The 13,626-nt window shown below is 72.4% G+C and carries 16 protein-coding genes and 1 riboswitch; of the genes, 11 read left to right on the top strand and 5 right to left on the bottom strand.

All coding sequences use genetic code 11. From position 1 onward, the window contains the following. Position 1: 1 nt before the first annotated feature. Positions 2 to 142, bottom strand: a riboswitch (cobalamin riboswitch). 354 nt (positions 143 to 496) lie between these two features. Continuing rightward, positions 497 to 724 (bottom strand): hypothetical protein, encoded by a 228-nt coding sequence (locus tag AVL59_RS36040; RefSeq protein WP_067313103.1) that lies wholly within the window; start codon positions 722 to 724, stop codon positions 497 to 499. A gap of 33 nt (positions 725 to 757) precedes the next feature. Further along, positions 758 to 2,020: an inorganic phosphate transporter gene (locus tag AVL59_RS36035; RefSeq protein ID WP_067313101.1), complete on the bottom strand. Its 1,263-nt coding sequence runs from the start codon at positions 2,018 to 2,020 to the stop codon at positions 758 to 760. A 327-nt stretch (positions 2,021 to 2,347) separates the two neighbouring features. Between AVL59_RS36035 and AVL59_RS36030 the strand changes: the two genes are divergently transcribed. The 3 genes from AVL59_RS36030 to AVL59_RS36020 all read left to right on the top strand — a co-directional run bounded on the left by AVL59_RS36030 (position 2,348) and on the right by AVL59_RS36020 (position 5,830). Continuing rightward, positions 2,348 to 3,016: a class II aldolase/adducin family protein gene (locus AVL59_RS36030; RefSeq protein WP_067313100.1), complete on the top strand. Its 669-nt coding sequence runs from the start codon at positions 2,348 to 2,350 to the stop codon at positions 3,014 to 3,016. A 78-nt stretch (positions 3,017 to 3,094) separates the two neighbouring features. Further along, a complete protein-coding gene (locus AVL59_RS36025; RefSeq protein WP_067313098.1) occupies positions 3,095 to 4,222 on the top strand; it encodes an alpha/beta hydrolase in 1,128 nt (375 codons plus the stop codon). Between the two features lie 180 nt (positions 4,223 to 4,402). Then, positions 4,403 to 5,830: a hypothetical protein gene (locus tag AVL59_RS36020; protein ID WP_208870498.1), complete on the top strand. Its 1,428-nt coding sequence runs from the start codon at positions 4,403 to 4,405 to the stop codon at positions 5,828 to 5,830. An 18-nt stretch (positions 5,831 to 5,848) separates the two neighbouring features. Here the strand turns inward: AVL59_RS36020 and AVL59_RS36015 are convergent, their stop codons facing one another. Continuing rightward, positions 5,849 to 6,259, bottom strand: coding sequence for a VOC family protein (locus AVL59_RS36015; protein WP_067313094.1), 411 nt, complete (start codon positions 6,257 to 6,259; stop codon positions 5,849 to 5,851). 237 nt (positions 6,260 to 6,496) lie between these two features. Here AVL59_RS36015 and AVL59_RS36010 point away from each other — a divergent pair, with 237 nt between their 5' ends. From AVL59_RS36010 to AVL59_RS36000, 3 genes are all read left to right on the top strand, one after another. Next, positions 6,497 to 8,095: an ABC-F family ATP-binding cassette domain-containing protein gene (locus AVL59_RS36010; protein WP_067313093.1), complete on the top strand. Its 1,599-nt coding sequence runs from the start codon at positions 6,497 to 6,499 to the stop codon at positions 8,093 to 8,095. A 335-nt stretch (positions 8,096 to 8,430) separates the two neighbouring features. After that, complete coding sequence (locus AVL59_RS36005) at positions 8,431 to 8,652, top strand: helix-turn-helix domain-containing protein (protein ID WP_004002281.1); 222 nt, start codon at positions 8,431 to 8,433, stop codon at positions 8,650 to 8,652. A gap of 129 nt (positions 8,653 to 8,781) precedes the next feature. Beyond that, positions 8,782 to 9,585, top strand: a complete 804-nt coding sequence (locus AVL59_RS36000; protein WP_067313092.1) for an enoyl-CoA hydratase/isomerase family protein — start codon at positions 8,782 to 8,784, stop codon at positions 9,583 to 9,585. A 40-nt stretch (positions 9,586 to 9,625) separates the two neighbouring features. Here AVL59_RS36000 and AVL59_RS35995 read toward each other — a convergent pair whose 3' ends face one another. Next, positions 9,626 to 10,351, bottom strand: coding sequence for a nucleopolyhedrovirus P10 family protein (locus AVL59_RS35995; protein WP_067313090.1), 726 nt, complete (start codon positions 10,349 to 10,351; stop codon positions 9,626 to 9,628). An 87-nt stretch (positions 10,352 to 10,438) separates the two neighbouring features. Between AVL59_RS35995 and AVL59_RS35990 the strand changes: the two genes are divergently transcribed. From AVL59_RS35990 to amaP, 5 genes are read left to right on the top strand one after another with little or no spacing between them, the layout of a single operon-like run. Further along, positions 10,439 to 10,909, top strand: a complete 471-nt coding sequence (locus AVL59_RS35990; protein WP_067313089.1) for an Asp23/Gls24 family envelope stress response protein — start codon at positions 10,439 to 10,441, stop codon at positions 10,907 to 10,909. A gap of 58 nt (positions 10,910 to 10,967) precedes the next feature. Continuing rightward, positions 10,968 to 11,162, top strand: coding sequence for a hypothetical protein (locus tag AVL59_RS35985; RefSeq protein ID WP_067313087.1), 195 nt, complete (start codon positions 10,968 to 10,970; stop codon positions 11,160 to 11,162). A 5-nt stretch (positions 11,163 to 11,167) separates the two neighbouring features. Continuing rightward, the gene (locus AVL59_RS35980) at positions 11,168 to 11,542 is read left to right on the top strand and encodes a hypothetical protein (protein ID WP_067318141.1); all 375 of its coding nucleotides are present in this window, start codon (positions 11,168 to 11,170) and stop codon (positions 11,540 to 11,542) included. Then, positions 11,539 to 12,171 carry a DUF6286 domain-containing protein gene (locus tag AVL59_RS35975; protein ID WP_067313086.1) on the top strand — a complete coding sequence of 211 codons (633 nt, stop codon included), beginning with the start codon at positions 11,539 to 11,541 and terminating at the stop codon, positions 12,169 to 12,171. The genes AVL59_RS35980 and AVL59_RS35975 overlap by 4 nt, the downstream gene beginning before the upstream one ends. Before the next feature lie 5 nt (positions 12,172 to 12,176). Then, positions 12,177 to 12,761 carry an alkaline shock response membrane anchor protein AmaP gene (gene amaP, locus AVL59_RS35970; protein ID WP_067313085.1) on the top strand — a complete coding sequence of 195 codons (585 nt, stop codon included), beginning with the start codon at positions 12,177 to 12,179 and terminating at the stop codon, positions 12,759 to 12,761. A 105-nt stretch (positions 12,762 to 12,866) separates the two neighbouring features. Here amaP and AVL59_RS35965 read toward each other — a convergent pair whose 3' ends face one another. After that, on the bottom strand, positions 12,867 to 13,622 hold the full coding sequence (locus AVL59_RS35965) for an SDR family oxidoreductase (protein ID WP_067313083.1): 756 nt from the start codon (positions 13,620 to 13,622) through the stop codon (positions 12,867 to 12,869). Positions 13,623 to 13,626 lie beyond the last annotated feature (4 nt).

Below are 13,626 nucleotides of genomic sequence, written 5' to 3'. Positions count from 1 at the left end.
TTCGACGAGACCGGCGGTGAGAGTTCCTGGCTCCCGGGGATGTTCTTCCCCGGTGACAGTGGCGGGACCGCGCCGGATTCGCACCGGCTTCCTCTTCTGCCGCCGTACATGGCGTGGGCAGTCCACCACGCACCCGGAAGGGCCGTCAACTTGCCTTTGACCTGGGACGGTGGACTGTGCTGAGGCCCACATCGCCGGCCCGCCGGGCCGTGCCCGACGACCGGGTCGCGGTGAATTCCCCCTCCTCCGGGCGACGTTCGGGGATCCCTCTTGTGCTCACACACCGTGAGCATGGCAAGGGTGCGTACGTCTCATACGGGATGCAACGGACGCGGGGGAGACGCACGGTGGCGTACGTGGCCGAACTGCCGCCGGACGACGGTCAGGTCGTACCGCCGGAGGTGGTGGGCGGGTCCCGCCCGCCGTGGACACACCTGCGCCCTGCCGCTCCGGCTGACGTGCCGGCCCGGCAGGGCGCAGGAGGGACTCCGGGGAACTAGGCCTTGGCCACGATCAAATGGATCCCGTAGGCCACCGCGGCCGCGCAGGCCGCGAAGCACACGTACGCGCCCGTCACCGCCAGCGCGGCGGAGCCGCCCTGTGCGGCGGCCTTCTCGCGGCGCGCGAGGCCGTTGATGCCGAGGGTGAACAGGGCCACCAGGCCCACCGTGAACACGAGGCTGACGCCGAAGACGGAGCCGAGGGCCGCCCAGTCGATCTTCATGGGGATGCTTCCTTCAGTTACCGGGTGCTCGGGTCAGACCGTGGCGGCCGGCGGGGTCGCCGGAGCGGCGGGGGCCGGGTCGGTGGCGGCGGCCGGAGACGGGATCGTGGCCGTCAGGCCCTCGGTGACGGTGCCCGCGGGCGGCGGGGTCACCGCGGCGATGGCGGTGGTCACCACGCCGGCCGGCTCGGCGGTGTCGTCGGCCACGACGTTGGTGTGGTCGACGACCTGGCGACGGGAGATCTTCCAGATCGTGGCGCTGGCGCCGACGAGGAAGACGGCGACGACCGCGGTGCCCCAGTCGCCCAGGTCCGTGACGGACTCGGCGCCCGCGCCGACCAGTGCGGCGGCCGGGAGGGTGAGCACCCAGGCGACGGCCATGCGGGTCGCGGTGGACCAGCGGACCACACCGCCCTTGCGGCCGAGGCCCGCGCCCATCACCGAGCCGGAGACGACATGGGTGGTGGAGAGGGAGAAGCCGAGGTGGGAGGAGGCCAGGATGGCGGTGGCCGCGCTGGTCTGGGCGGCGAAGCCCTGTCGCGGCTCCAGGTCGGTCAGCCCCTTGCCCATGGTGCGGATGATGCGCCAGCCGCCGATGTAGGTACCGAGCGCGATGGCCAGGCCCGCGGAGAGGATCACCCAGGTGGGAGGGTTGGAGCCGGGGGCGACCGCGCCGCCCGCGATCAGCGCCAGGGTGATGATGCCCATCGTCTTCTGGGCGTCGTTGGTGCCGTGGGCCAGGGAGACCAGGCCGGCCGAGGCGATCTGCCCCGCGCGGTAGCCCTTGCGGGTGGCCTCGCCCTCGGCGCCGCGGCCGATGCCGTAGGAGAACCGGGTGGCGAACATCGCCGCGAGACCCGCCACGACCGGGGCGGCGACCGCCGGGAGCAGGACCTTGGTGACCAGGACGTCACCGTGGACGGCACCGAAGCCGGCGGAGGCGACGGTGGCGCCGATCAGGCCGCCCATCAGCGCGTGGGAGGAGCTGGAGGGCAGTCCCACCAGCCAGGTCACCAGGTTCCAGAGGATCGCGCCGACCAGCGCGGCGAATATGACCTCGGGACGTATGCCGTTCTCGTCGACGAGACCCTTGGAGATCGTGTTGGCGACCTCCACGGAGAGGAAGGCGCCTACAAGGTTGAGGGCGGCGGACATGGCCACCGCGACCTTGGGCTTGAGCGCACCGGTCGAGATGGTCGTGGCCATCGCGTTGGCGGTGTCGTGGAAACCGTTCGTGAAATCAAACGCGAGTGCGGTTACCACCACAATCGCGAGGATCAGCGAGAAGTTTTCCATTTACCCAGGCAATCGTTCGAGGTCATTGGCTGTTGGACCGTAGGCAACCTGGGTGAACGGAAAGTGAACTGAAGCGGGCTTCAGGATGTCAGTGGCGGGTTGTCGGGGTCGTGTTCGGGTCGACATCCCAGGCGCCCCATGGCTGCCGGCCGCGCGCGAAGGCCCGCGGTCGCCTCGGCGGCCCGCGAAAGAGATCCTGGTCACCCCGCGGGCCGCCGCCGAGACGGGCGAGCGGCGCGCCGTCCGGCGCCCGCTCGGGAGTACGAATTCAGGCCCGATTCACGCCACGGGACCCCGCGGCGCCGGGCCGGCTGGCAGGATCCCCGCATGGCTGAACAGCGACGGGATCCGGAAGCGGAAGAGTCACACCTGTGGGAGGGCGTGGTCGCGACGGCCCGGCGGACCGTCGCCGACGGGCTGGTCGTCGGCACCTCCGGCAATGTGTCGGCGCGCGTCGGGGACCTCGTGCTGGTCACCCCGTCGGGCGTGCCCTACGACCGGCTGACCCCGAACGACATCACCGGCGTCGACCTCGACGGATGCCAGGTGCTCGGCACGCTCGTGCCGACCAGCGAGCTGCCCATGCACCTGGCCGTCTACCGCACCACCGACGCCCGCGCCGTCGTCCACACCCACGCGGTGCACGCCACGGCCGTCTCCACCCTCGTGACCGAGCTGCCCCCGATCCACTACATGGCCGCGGCCATGGGCGGCCCCGCCCGGGTCGCCCCCTACGCGGCCTACGGCACGGACGAACTGGCCGAGAACATGCTCAGCGCCCTCGCCGGCCGCTCCGGCTGCCTCCTGCGGAACCACGGCATGATCACCTACGGCGCCACCCTCGACCAGGCCTACGACCGCACCGCCCAGCTGGAGTGGATGTGCCGGCTGTGGCTGACGGCGTCCGCGGCGCCGGGCCGCGCGCCCTCCCTGCTGACGGAGGAACAGATGGAAGAGGCCGGGGCACGTTTGAAGGGGTACGGCCAGCGGGGGTGACCGCACCCTCGTCCGGATCCGTCGTGACGGCCGGGCCCTCCGCTGGCCGTCGGCCCGGCGCGCCACGACACTGGATCCGTGCGCACCGTCAAAGCGACCGCAGCCGCACTCACCGCGGTGCTGGCCGCCGGCGCCGTGTCCGTGGCCGCCGGCCGATTCGCCAGCGACGCCGCGCTGAAGGCGCCCGCGGGCCGCCCCCTGCCCACCGAACCCCGGCTCACCGTGCACGGCACCGCCGCGGGCCGGATCGCGCTCACCCGCGACCTGGCCTCCCTGCGCCCCGGCACCTACGGCCTGGCCGGCGACGGCTCCCACGCGGTCGTCGGTCCCGTCCTGGAGGCGGCGGAGCACACCGCCGACACCGTCGTACGCCGTCTCGTACGCGTCACGCACGGCACCCTCGCCCCCGGCGACGCGGTCTGGCTCACCCCGAACCTGTACGTCGGCGATCCGGGCGCCGCCCTCGGCATCGACCACTCCGACATAAACGTCCCCGGTGAACTCGGTGCCCTGCCCGCCTGGTTCGTGCCCGGCTTCCGGGACACCTGGGTGATCGCGGTGCACGGCCTCGGCACCACCCGCGAGCACGCCATGAACGTCATGGGGTTCCTGCACGGCCGCCGCCTGCCGGTGCTCGCCCTCGCCTACCGCGGCGACCTCGGCGCCCCGCGCCCGCCGGACGGGCTGGGCCACCTCGGCGAGACCGAGTGGCGCGATGTGGACGCCGCGATCCGCTACGCCGTCCGCTACGGTGCCCGCAGGGTCGTCCTCCTCGGCTGGTCCACCGGCGCCACCATGGCCCTGCGCGCCGCCGAGCACTCCGCCGTGCGCGAGCGCGTCGCCGGGCTGGTCCTCGACTCGCCGGTGCTCAGCTGGCCGGCCACCCTGCGGGCCCTCGCCCAGGCCCGGCACACACCGGAGCCGCTGCTGCCGCTCGCGGTGCGGGCCGCGCAGGGCCGGGCCGGGCTGCACACCGACGGGCTCGCCGAGGCCGCCGACCAGGGCCGGCTCGCCGTACCCACCCTGATCGTCCACGGCCCGGACGACACGGTCGCCCCCTGGGAGTACTCCCGCCGCCTCGCCGCCCGCCGTCCCGACCTCGTCGCCCTGCACACCGTGCCCGAGGCCCCGCACGCGGCGATGTGGAACGCGGACCCCAAGGAGTACGAGGAGCGCCTGCGCCGGTTCCTGACCCCGCTGATGTGAGCGCGCCCCGATCCCTCGGCACAAGTCGGAAGCCCCGGTTCCAGCCGTTCCGTTTAAGGTCGTACGACTGGCCGGAAGACGACTCTTCGCCCGGCATCGGGCCATGTGCGTTGGCCAGCCCCGTCGCCCCCAGTGACATTCCGTTTGGGTTTTCGGACCGTCAACCGGAAGACTGCACCCGTGACGTCCCGTATCCCGCGCGACTCCAGGCTTCGACTCGTCCGACCGCGACCCCTGGCCGCCGCCCCCAGAGCTGTGAACCAGCGGCGCCCGCGCCGCCCCGCCCCCCGGCCGCCGGAGGGCACCCCGGCCCCCGGCGAACTGGCCAGATTGGCGCGCACCGGCCTGGCCGGCGCGGTTCGTGTCGCCCGCTGGGCCGACGCCGCCCTCGGCCCTGGCCGCAACGGCGCCTCCACCGACGGCAAGGCCACGCTCTCCGACGCCACCGCGGAATGCGCCGCCGACGACCTCGGCCTGAGCGCCGCCCGGATCCGCGCCGACTGGGACACCGCGCGCCTCGCGGGACTCATCGAGGTGCACGGGGACAGCGCGCGTCCCGGCTGGCGACTGCGCGCCTGGGACCGTGACGACAGCGCCGTACTGCGCGGCTGGGTCGCCCTCTTCGACGCCTGGTCGCTCGCCAGCCCGGAACCGGCCGACCAGGAGCCGGCGGCCGTGGCCGAGGTCGTCTCGGCGATGCCCCAGGTGCTCTCCTTCCTCCAGCTCTCCGCCGGTCCCGTCCCGGTCGAGCAGCTGCTCGACCTGCTCCAGCAGCGGGTCACCGAACTGCGCACCGAGCGCTGCGAGGTCCCCTACGAGCCGGGCTCCGCCGAGTCCCCGGGGCCCGTCGAGTCCCTGGGACAGGGGGAAGCCGCACCCGCCGGGGACACCCCGCTCGCTCCCCTCCTCGACTGGGCCGTCAAGGCCCTCGCCTCCGTCGGCGCCCTGACCTACGGCGACGGCCAGGCCACCCTCACCCCGCTGGGCAGCTGGGCGGTCTGGGTCAAGCTGGAGCAGATCTGCGTGGCCGCGCAGAGCCCCGCCGGCAACATCGAGCAGTCCGCCGAGGACATGCTCCGCGGCTGCGCGCAGCTGCGTCCCAACGCGGCCCGTGCCGAATACCGCGCCTGGCTCGCCGCCCGTCCCGTCGGCAGTGCCGTCACCGAACTGCTCGGCGCCGCCCGGGGCGAGGACGCCCTGCTGCGCGGTCTCGCCTTCGAAGCCCTGCGCGTCGTCGGTGCCCCCGCCGAGCCCGACGTACGCTCCGTCGTGGACGAGCCGGCCCTGCGGCCGTACGCCCTGCTGTGGCTGGCCGAGCACGACGGCATCGACCCGGAGGACGCCCACGAGGTCCTCACCCGCGAGGAGGCCACCTGGCTGTGGGTCGACACCGCGGCCGCCGTCTCCGACCACGGCGAGACGGAGATGCTCGTACGGCACCTGGAGGCCGCCGTGCAGCCCACCGTCCCGGTGCTGCTGGACGAGGTCCGCGCCGTCGGCCATCCGCGCACCGTGCAGGTCCTGGTCGCTCTCGCCGCGGCCCACCCCGACCCCGCCCTCGCCAAGGCCGTGCGCCGGGCCGCCTTCCAGGTGCACACCGGCGGATAGCCGGCGGGACCGGGCCGCTCAGGCGCCGATCTCGGGGGCGTACGTCCCGAAGCTCCAGATGTTGCCCTCGGCGTCACGGGCCATGTAGTCCCGCGAGCCGTAGTCCTGGTCCGTCGGGGGCATGAGGATCTCCACGCCGTGCTCGACGGCCCGCTGGTGATGAGTGTCGACGTCGTCCACGACGACGTACACCCCCGTGGGGCCCGCGTCCTTCATCGCCGCGTCGAACCGGCCGCCCCGGCCCTTGGAGCCGACCATCACCGCGCCGTTGCCCTGGACGAGCTCGGCGTGCATCACCGTGCCGTCCGCCGCCTCGTACACCGACAGCTCGGTGAAGCCGAAGGCCTCCGTGAGCTCTCTGATCGCCGCCTTCGCGTCCGCGTACAGCAGCGACGGATAGATGCTCGGCCGTCCGCCCGTGCCTGCCATGCCGATCACTCCTTCGTGCGCCGGTTCTGCCGTGGTCCAAAGTCTTGCAGCCCCCACTGACAACGCCGCTCCGTCCCGGGCGCCGGGCCGAGCGGCCGGCCCGAACGCATGGACGTAGAAAAACCGCTTGCACGGCCCCGTTAGACTTGTCCCCATGGCCATTCTCCTCGCGCATTAGACGGCGGGAACGTCCTCAGCCGCCCATACCGTCAATCCACCCCGCCCTGGAGTCTGTCCGTGATCTCCGCCTCCGGTATCGAGCTGCGCGCCGGTGCGCGCATCCTCATCGAGAACGCCACGTTCCGTGTCGCCAAGGGCGACCGCATCGGCCTCGTCGGCCGCAACGGCGCAGGCAAGACCACCCTCACCAAGGTCCTCGCCGGCGACGGCATCCCGGCCGCCGGCACCGTCGCCCGCTCCGGCGAGGTCGGCTACCTCCCGCAGGACCCCCGCACCGGCGACCTCGACGTCCTCGCCCGCGACCGCGTCCTCTCCGCACGCGGCCTCGACGTACTGATCCGCAAGATGCGCGAGAACGAGGAGCGCATCGCGAACGGCAAGGGCGGCACCCGCGAGAAGGCCCTCAAGCAGTACGAGCGCCAGGAGACCGAGTTCCTCACCAAGGGCGGGTACGCGGCCGAGGCCGAGGCCGCCACCATCGCCGCCGCGCTCAACCTCCCCGACCGTGTGCTCGGCCAGCCCCTGCACACGCTCTCCGGCGGTCAGCGCCGCCGCATCGAGCTGGCCCGCATCCTGTTCTCGGACGCCGACACCCTGCTGCTCGACGAGCCGACCAACCACCTCGACGCGGACTCGATCATCTGGCTGCGCGACTACCTGAAGACGTACCGCGGCGGCTTCATCGTGATCTCCCACGACGTCGACCTGGTCGAGACGGTCGTCAACAAGGTCTTCTACCTCGATGCGAACCGTTCGACGATCGACGTCTACAACATGGGCTGGAAGCTCTACCAGCAGCAGCGCGAGGCCGACGAGAAGCGCCGCAAGCGGGAGCGCGCCAACGCCGAGAAGAAGGCCGCCGCGCTCAACGCCCAGGCCGACAAGATGCGCGCCAAGGCCACCAAGACGGTCGCCGCGCAGAACATGGCCCGCCGTGCCGAGAAGCTGCTCTCCGGCCTCGAAGAGGTCCGGATGTCCGACAAGGTCGCCAAGCTCCGCTTCCCGGAGCCCTCGCCCTGCGGCAAGACCCCGCTGATGGCCGAGGGCCTGTCGAAGTCGTACGGCTCGCTGGAGATCTTCACCGACGTCGACCTGGCCATCGACAAGGGGTCGAGGGTCGTCATCCTCGGCCTCAACGGCGCCGGCAAGACCACTTTGCTGCGTCTGCTCGGCGGGGTGGAACAGCCCGACACCGGCGAGGTCGTCCCCGGCCACGGCCTCAAGCTGGGCTACTACGCCCAGGAGCACGAGACCCTGGACCCCGACCGCACGGTCCTGGAGAACATGCGCTCGGCCGCCCCCGACATGGACCTCGTCGAGGTCCGCAAGGTGCTGGGCTCGTTCCTGTTCTCCGGCGACGACGTCGACAAGCCCGCCGGCGTCCTCTCCGGCGGCGAGAAGACCCGGCTCGCCCTGGCCACCCTGGTCGTCTCCTCGGCGAACGTGCTGCTCCTGGACGAGCCGACCAACAACCTCGACCCCGCCAGCCGCGAGGAGATCCTCGGCGCGCTGCGCACCTACAAGGGCGCGGTCGTCCTCGTCACCCACGACGAGGGTGCCGTCGCGGCCCTCCAGCCGGAACGGATCATCCTGCTGCCGGACGGTGTCGAGGACCTGTGGGGTTCCGACTACGCGGATCTCGTCGCCTTGGCTTGATCGAGAGATTGATCCACTGCGTATGGATCATTCGGCCGATACGTGATCCACCATCTGTGTGAGATCTCCTCGTATCGAGGTGTGTCGTACATCGATTTCGCGGCCGATCCCTTGGCCTCCAAGGGATCGGCCGCTTCGCGTCTCTGACCTGGCACTTCATGAATCCACTCGTTCGGCCCTGCGGACATACCGCCTTTGAATCATGGATTCCGCTTGTGGGGATGTGCTCCTGTCGTCACAACGATGTCTCACGGACCTTGCCGAATGGGTGGCCATCACGCCCCGGAGGGGTGATCATGAGGAGACCAGAGCGCACTTCCCATGAGGAGGCACGGGTGGCCGAGACTCTGAAGAAGGGCAGCCGGGTGACCGGCGCCGCGCGCGACAAGCTCGCGGCAGACCTGAAGAAGAAGTACGACTCCGGTGCGAGCATCCGGGCGCTGGCCGAGGAAACCGGCCGCTCGTATGGCTTCGTGCACCGGATGCTCAGCGAGTCGGGCGTCACGCTCCGTGGGCGTGGCGGAGCGACCCGGGGCAAGAAGGCCGCATCGTCCTGACTCCGGGCGGCCCATCGCCTTCGATGGTGGCCACCCGGTCGGTTGTCTGATCGGCCGGGTGGTTACTGTGCAGTCACTTAGCATGCCGTAACGGCAATGCGTGATGACTGCACTCATCGGAGGCGCCCCATGGCTTCGCCCGACCAGGACCTCGCTCCTGTACTCGACAAGGACGGCGTACGGCTCACCGTCGACGACACGCTCGCCACGGTGACGCTGACCAACCCGGCCAAGCGCAATGCGCAGAGCCCGGCCCTGTGGCGGGCGTTGGCCGAGGCCGGCCGGCTGCTGCCGGGCTCCGTGCGGGTCGTTGTGCTGTGCGGCGAGGGCAAGTCCTTCTCCGCCGGGCTGGACCGCCAGATGTTCACCCCGGAGGGGATTCCGGGCGAGCCGACCTTCACCGAGCTTGCGCGCCGTGACGACGCCGGGCTCGACGCGACCATCGCCGAATACCAGGAGGGGTTCACCTGGTGGCGACGGAACGACATCGTGTCCATCGCCGCTGTCCAGGGGCACGCCATCGGTGCCGGGTTCCAGCTCGCGCTCGCCTGTGACCTGCGAGTCGTCGCGGACGACGTGCAGTTCGCCATGCGCGAGACCAGCCTCGGCATCGTCCCCGACCTGACCGGCACGCATCCGCTGGTGGGACTGGTCGGGTACGCCCGCGCGCTCGAGATCTGCGCCACCGGGCGCTTTGTGCACGCCGAGGAGGCGGTGGCGTCCGGGCTGGCCAATCTCGCGGTGCCCGTCGCGGAACTCGACGGCGCGGTACGGGACTTGGCCGCGGCGCTGCTGGCCGCGCCGCGGGATGCGGTGGTGGAGACGAAGGCGTTGCTGCGCGGTGCGGCCGGTCGTACCTACGAGGAGCAGCGTGCGGCTGAGCGGGCCGCGCAGGCTCGGCGGTTGCGGGACCTGGCCGGCGTCGGCGAATGACACGTTCGTCGGGCAGGCACCCGGCGAAGCGGCCGTCGGCTCAGACCACTGCCGTGATCAGGACCGCCACCGTCGGACGGTCCTCCAGCGCGTCTCGTACCGCGGCGCGCACCTGGCGGGCCACGTCCACCGCTCGGTAGTCCGTCCCCACCGCCACCTCCAACCGGACGTGGCGGCGGGGCAGCGCCGTGCCGCCCACGTGGTGTTCCTCGATGTGCGCCGCGCGCCCCAGGCCGCCCAGTGAGCCGGTCGGACGGGTGACCCCGGGGACGGTGAGGGCGGCCGCGGCCACGCGGTTCTCGTCCGGATCCGTGGTCTCGCGGGCGGGCGGCGGTTGCGCCGCGGGTGCCTCGGCGGGCCGGTCGTCCGCCGTGTCCAGCAGGGCCGTCACCCGCAGGTCCACCTCCGTCACCGCAAGGCCCAGCCGCTCCACGGCGGCCGTCGCCAGCGCCTGCCGCAGGCGGGCGGCCGTCGTCGGCAACGGCTCGGCCGCCGTGGCGGCGAAGTCCGCCGTCACCCGCAGCGGGCCCGGCGCAAGCGCGCTCGGCGGGGCCGGTACGGCCGGCTCGCAGACGTTCTCCGGATCGGCGAGCGTGATCCGCAGCGCGCCCAGCCGCGCATCCGGTACCCCGGCCGCCGCGCGTCCCAGCACCGCCCGGGCGGCCGACTCCGCGATCCACACCCCGTCCGGCGGGCCGCCGAGCGGCAGCAGCCTGCCCAGCCCCAGCTGATGCCGTACCTCTCGCGCCCACCGGTCCGCCGTCATTCCTCCAGCCTGCCGCACACTCGGCGCGCAACCGAGCAACCTTGCTTACGGTGGTCGAAGGACGACGACCGAAAGGGACGTACGGCGATGACCGAGATGGCGACGACCCCAGACGGTGACAACGAACCCCAGACGTCGACCCGCAAGACCACGCGGCGCGGCGGCGGGGACCCGGCGGCCCGGGGCCGGACGACCATCGCGGACGGGGTCGTGGAGAAGATCGCCGGGCTGGCCGCCCGCGACGTCCTTGGCGTACACGCCATGGGCAGCGGACTCTCCCGCACCTTCGGAGCCGTGCGCGACCGGGTGCCGGGCGGCTCGAAGTCGGTGGCCCGGGGTGTGAAGGCCGAGGTCGGCGAGGTCCAGACGGCGCTCGACCTGGAGATCGTCGTGGAATACGGCGTGTCCATCTCCGAGGTCGCCCGCGCGGTGCGGGAGAACGTGATCGCCGCCGTGGAACGCATGACCGGGCTGGAGGTCGTCGAGGTCAACATCGCCGTGAGCGACGTCAAGCTGCCCGATGAAGAGGAAGAGGAGCCGGAGCCCCGGATCCAGTGAGGCATCTGAGGCATCACAGCACCGGACGCAGCCCGTCCGATGAGCTGAGGAGTGCTGCATGAGCATGGCCGTGGTCGGCATGATCGCCGGGATGGCGCTGGGTTTCGCCGGGTACTTCGGCGGGTTCGGAGCCTTCCTGCTGGTGGCGGCGCTGGGCGCGATCGGGTTCGTCGCCGGCCGGTTCGCGGAGGGTGACATCGAACTCGGCGACTTCTTCCGCACCCGCGACGACCGGCGTGACCGGCGGCGGTGACCGCCATGAGTGCGGAGACCGGCACGGCCCGCCTGCCCCTGGAGCCGTTGCCGCCGGGTGAGCGTGGTGCCACCCGGATCGCCGACCGGGTCGTCGCGAAGATCGCCGCGCAGGCCGCACGCGAGGCCCTCGCCCCGCTGCCCGCGGGCGCCGCGGCCCCGTACGCCACGGTCGTCGTGCATCAGGAAACGGCCCGCGTCCGCGTCCATCTCGAACTCGGCTACCCCTGCGACATCGGCACCCGCTGCGCCGCCGTGCGTCGCCAAGTCGTGGAACGGGTAGGCGCTTTGGTGAGCATGGAGGTGCCGGAGGTCGCCGTCCAGGTGGAGCGGCTGCATCTGGCACCGGCACCCGGCGCGCCACACGGGAGGACGCCATGAGCGAGCCCCGACCACCCGAGAGCACCACCCGGCCGCCCCCGGTCCTCGACAAGACCCCGCCCGCCCCGCCGCCCCTGCTCCCCGACGGCAGTGGGCGTTTCTGGTCGGCGCGCCGCGTCCCGGCGGGCATCGTCGCCGCGCTCCTGCTGGCGGGCGCGGGCGTGTTCCTGTACGACATCGCCGCCGTCCGCGCCCACCGTCCCGCGATGCACTGGCGCCGCGCGCTGGCCCGGCAGCTCGCCGAGCGGCCCCTGGACGACACCTGGGTGCTGGTCGGCGCGGGCATCGCCGCGGCCGTCGGCCTGTGGCTGATCGCGCTCGCCGTCACGCCCGGCCTGCGGGACCTGCTGCCCATGCGGCGCCCGCACCCCGACGTCCGCGCCGGACTGCGGCGCGAGGCGGCCGCGCTGGTGCTGCGCGACCGCGCCATGGAGGTCTCCGGCGTACGGGCGGTGCGGGTGCGGATGCGCCGGAAGAAGGCCGCCGTCCGCGCGGTCTCGCACTTCCGGGACCTGGACGACGTACACGCGGATCTGGACGCGGTACTCGCCGACACGCTCCGTGGGCTCGGGCTGGCCCGTCCGCCCGCGCTGTCGGTGCACGTCCGACGGCCCGGACGGAGGGGGTGAGGCGGATGCGCAGGGGTGTCGTCAACCGCGTCCTGCTCGCACTCGTGGGTCTGCTGCTGTTCGCCGGGGGCGCCTCGGTCCTCGTCGTCGGCCTGGGTGTACGGCCGCCGCACTGGTGGATCCACTCCGGCCCGCACGACGTCCTGCTCAGCCACGCCGAGCGCACCCGCCGGCAGGCTGCCGGCGGGTGGTGGCCGACCGTCATCGCGGTCCTGGCCGTCCTCGTCCTGCTCGCCCTGTGGTGGCTCACCGCCGTCCTGCGCAGGCGCCGCCTGACCGAGGTCCTGGTCGACACCGGCGACGGCGAGGGCGCTCTGCTGCGGGGCAGGACCCTGGAGTCCGTCCTGGCCGCGGACGCCGCCCTACAGGACGGGGTGGCCCGCACCGAGGTCCTCCTGACGGGCCGGAGCCGCACGAAACCGGAGGCCCGAGCCTGGCTCCGGCTGGAGCCGCACGTGGCCCCCGGCTCCTCACTGAGCGACTTCGCGGCCCAGGCCCTGAGGCATGCGCGGGAGTCGGCCGGTTTGGCGTCGCTTCCGGCGGAAGTACGGCTGAGGGCGGTCAAACACCGTGCGGACAGGGTGACTTGACGCCTGCGGAAGGCGAATTTCCCTGGGGCGCGGGGCTGTATCGACATGTGGCTCCGCCGCGTGGGCGCGACCAGCCCCCACACCGCCGCACTCGAAACCGAATCCTCAGAACCCGTGCCTCATGCCCCCGTCCACAGGCACCATGATCCCCGTCAGATAGGACGCGGCAGGAGACAGCAGAAACGCCGAAACCCGTCCGAACTCCTCGGGCTTCCCATACCTGCGCAAAGGAATCCGTGACTCGTTCGCCGCCCGAGTGGCCTCAGGATCCGCGGACAGCGTATCGAGCTCACGCACACGGTCCGTGTCGATACGGGCCGGCAGCAGCCCCACGACCCGGATCCCGCGCGGCCCCAGCTCATCGGCGATCGACTTGGCGAACCCGGCCAGCCCCGGCCGCAGCCCGTTGGAGATCGTCAGCCCCGGAATCGGCTCGTACACCGACCCGGACAGCACGAACCCGATGACCCCGCCCGGCTCCAGCTCGGCCGCCGCCGCGCGAGCGAACCGGACCGCGCCGAGGAACACCGACTCGAACGCGTCCCGCCACTGCTCGTCCGTGTTGTCGGCGACGAATCCGGGCGGCGGCCCGCCGACGCTGACAAGAACCCCGTGGAAGCCGCCGAAGTGCTCCCGGGCGGCCTCGATCAGCCGCTCGGGCGCACCCGTGTCGGCGTTGTCGACGGCCACGCCCAGCGCGTTCGGGCCCAGTTCCGCGGCCGCTTCCGCGACCCGCTTGCCGTCCCGCCCGGTGATGAGCACCTTCGCCCCGTCGGCGACCAGCTCCCGCGCGGCGGCGTTGCCCAGCCCGCGCGTGGCGCCCGTGACGATGTACACCCGGTCCTTCAGTCCAAGATCCATGGCC

The organism is Streptomyces griseochromogenes (genome assembly GCF_001542625.1).
Classification (GTDB): Bacteria; Actinomycetota; Actinomycetes; order Streptomycetales; family Streptomycetaceae; genus Streptomyces; species Streptomyces griseochromogenes.
Note: the sequence above shows the minus strand (reverse complement) of the source record. Positions and strands in the feature narration are given on the sequence as shown.

Coding starts and splice junctions, on each gene's coding strand:
- AVL59_RS35990 (WP_067313089.1), top strand. CDS start 10,439: ATGACCGAGATGGCGACGACCCCAGACGGTGACAACGAACCCCAGACG.
- amaP (WP_067313085.1), top strand. CDS start 12,177: ATGCGCAGGGGTGTCGTCAACCGCGTCCTGCTCGCACTCGTGGGTCTG.
- AVL59_RS35975 (WP_067313086.1), top strand. CDS start 11,539: ATGAGCGAGCCCCGACCACCCGAGAGCACCACCCGGCCGCCCCCGGTC.
- AVL59_RS36000 (WP_067313092.1), top strand. CDS start 8,782: ATGGCTTCGCCCGACCAGGACCTCGCTCCTGTACTCGACAAGGACGGC.
- AVL59_RS35980 (WP_067318141.1), top strand. CDS start 11,168: ATGAGTGCGGAGACCGGCACGGCCCGCCTGCCCCTGGAGCCGTTGCCG.
- AVL59_RS35965 (WP_067313083.1), bottom strand. CDS start 13,622: ATGGATCTTGGACTGAAGGACCGGGTGTACATCGTCACGGGCGCCACG.
- AVL59_RS35985 (WP_067313087.1), top strand. CDS start 10,968: ATGAGCATGGCCGTGGTCGGCATGATCGCCGGGATGGCGCTGGGTTTC.
- AVL59_RS36035 (WP_067313101.1), bottom strand. CDS start 2,020: ATGGAAAACTTCTCGCTGATCCTCGCGATTGTGGTGGTAACCGCACTC.
- AVL59_RS35995 (WP_067313090.1), bottom strand. CDS start 10,351: ATGACGGCGGACCGGTGGGCGCGAGAGGTACGGCATCAGCTGGGGCTG.
- AVL59_RS36015 (WP_067313094.1), bottom strand. CDS start 6,259: ATGGCAGGCACGGGCGGACGGCCGAGCATCTATCCGTCGCTGCTGTAC.
- AVL59_RS36030 (WP_067313100.1), top strand. CDS start 2,348: ATGGCTGAACAGCGACGGGATCCGGAAGCGGAAGAGTCACACCTGTGG.
- AVL59_RS36040 (WP_067313103.1), bottom strand. CDS start 724: ATGAAGATCGACTGGGCGGCCCTCGGCTCCGTCTTCGGCGTCAGCCTC.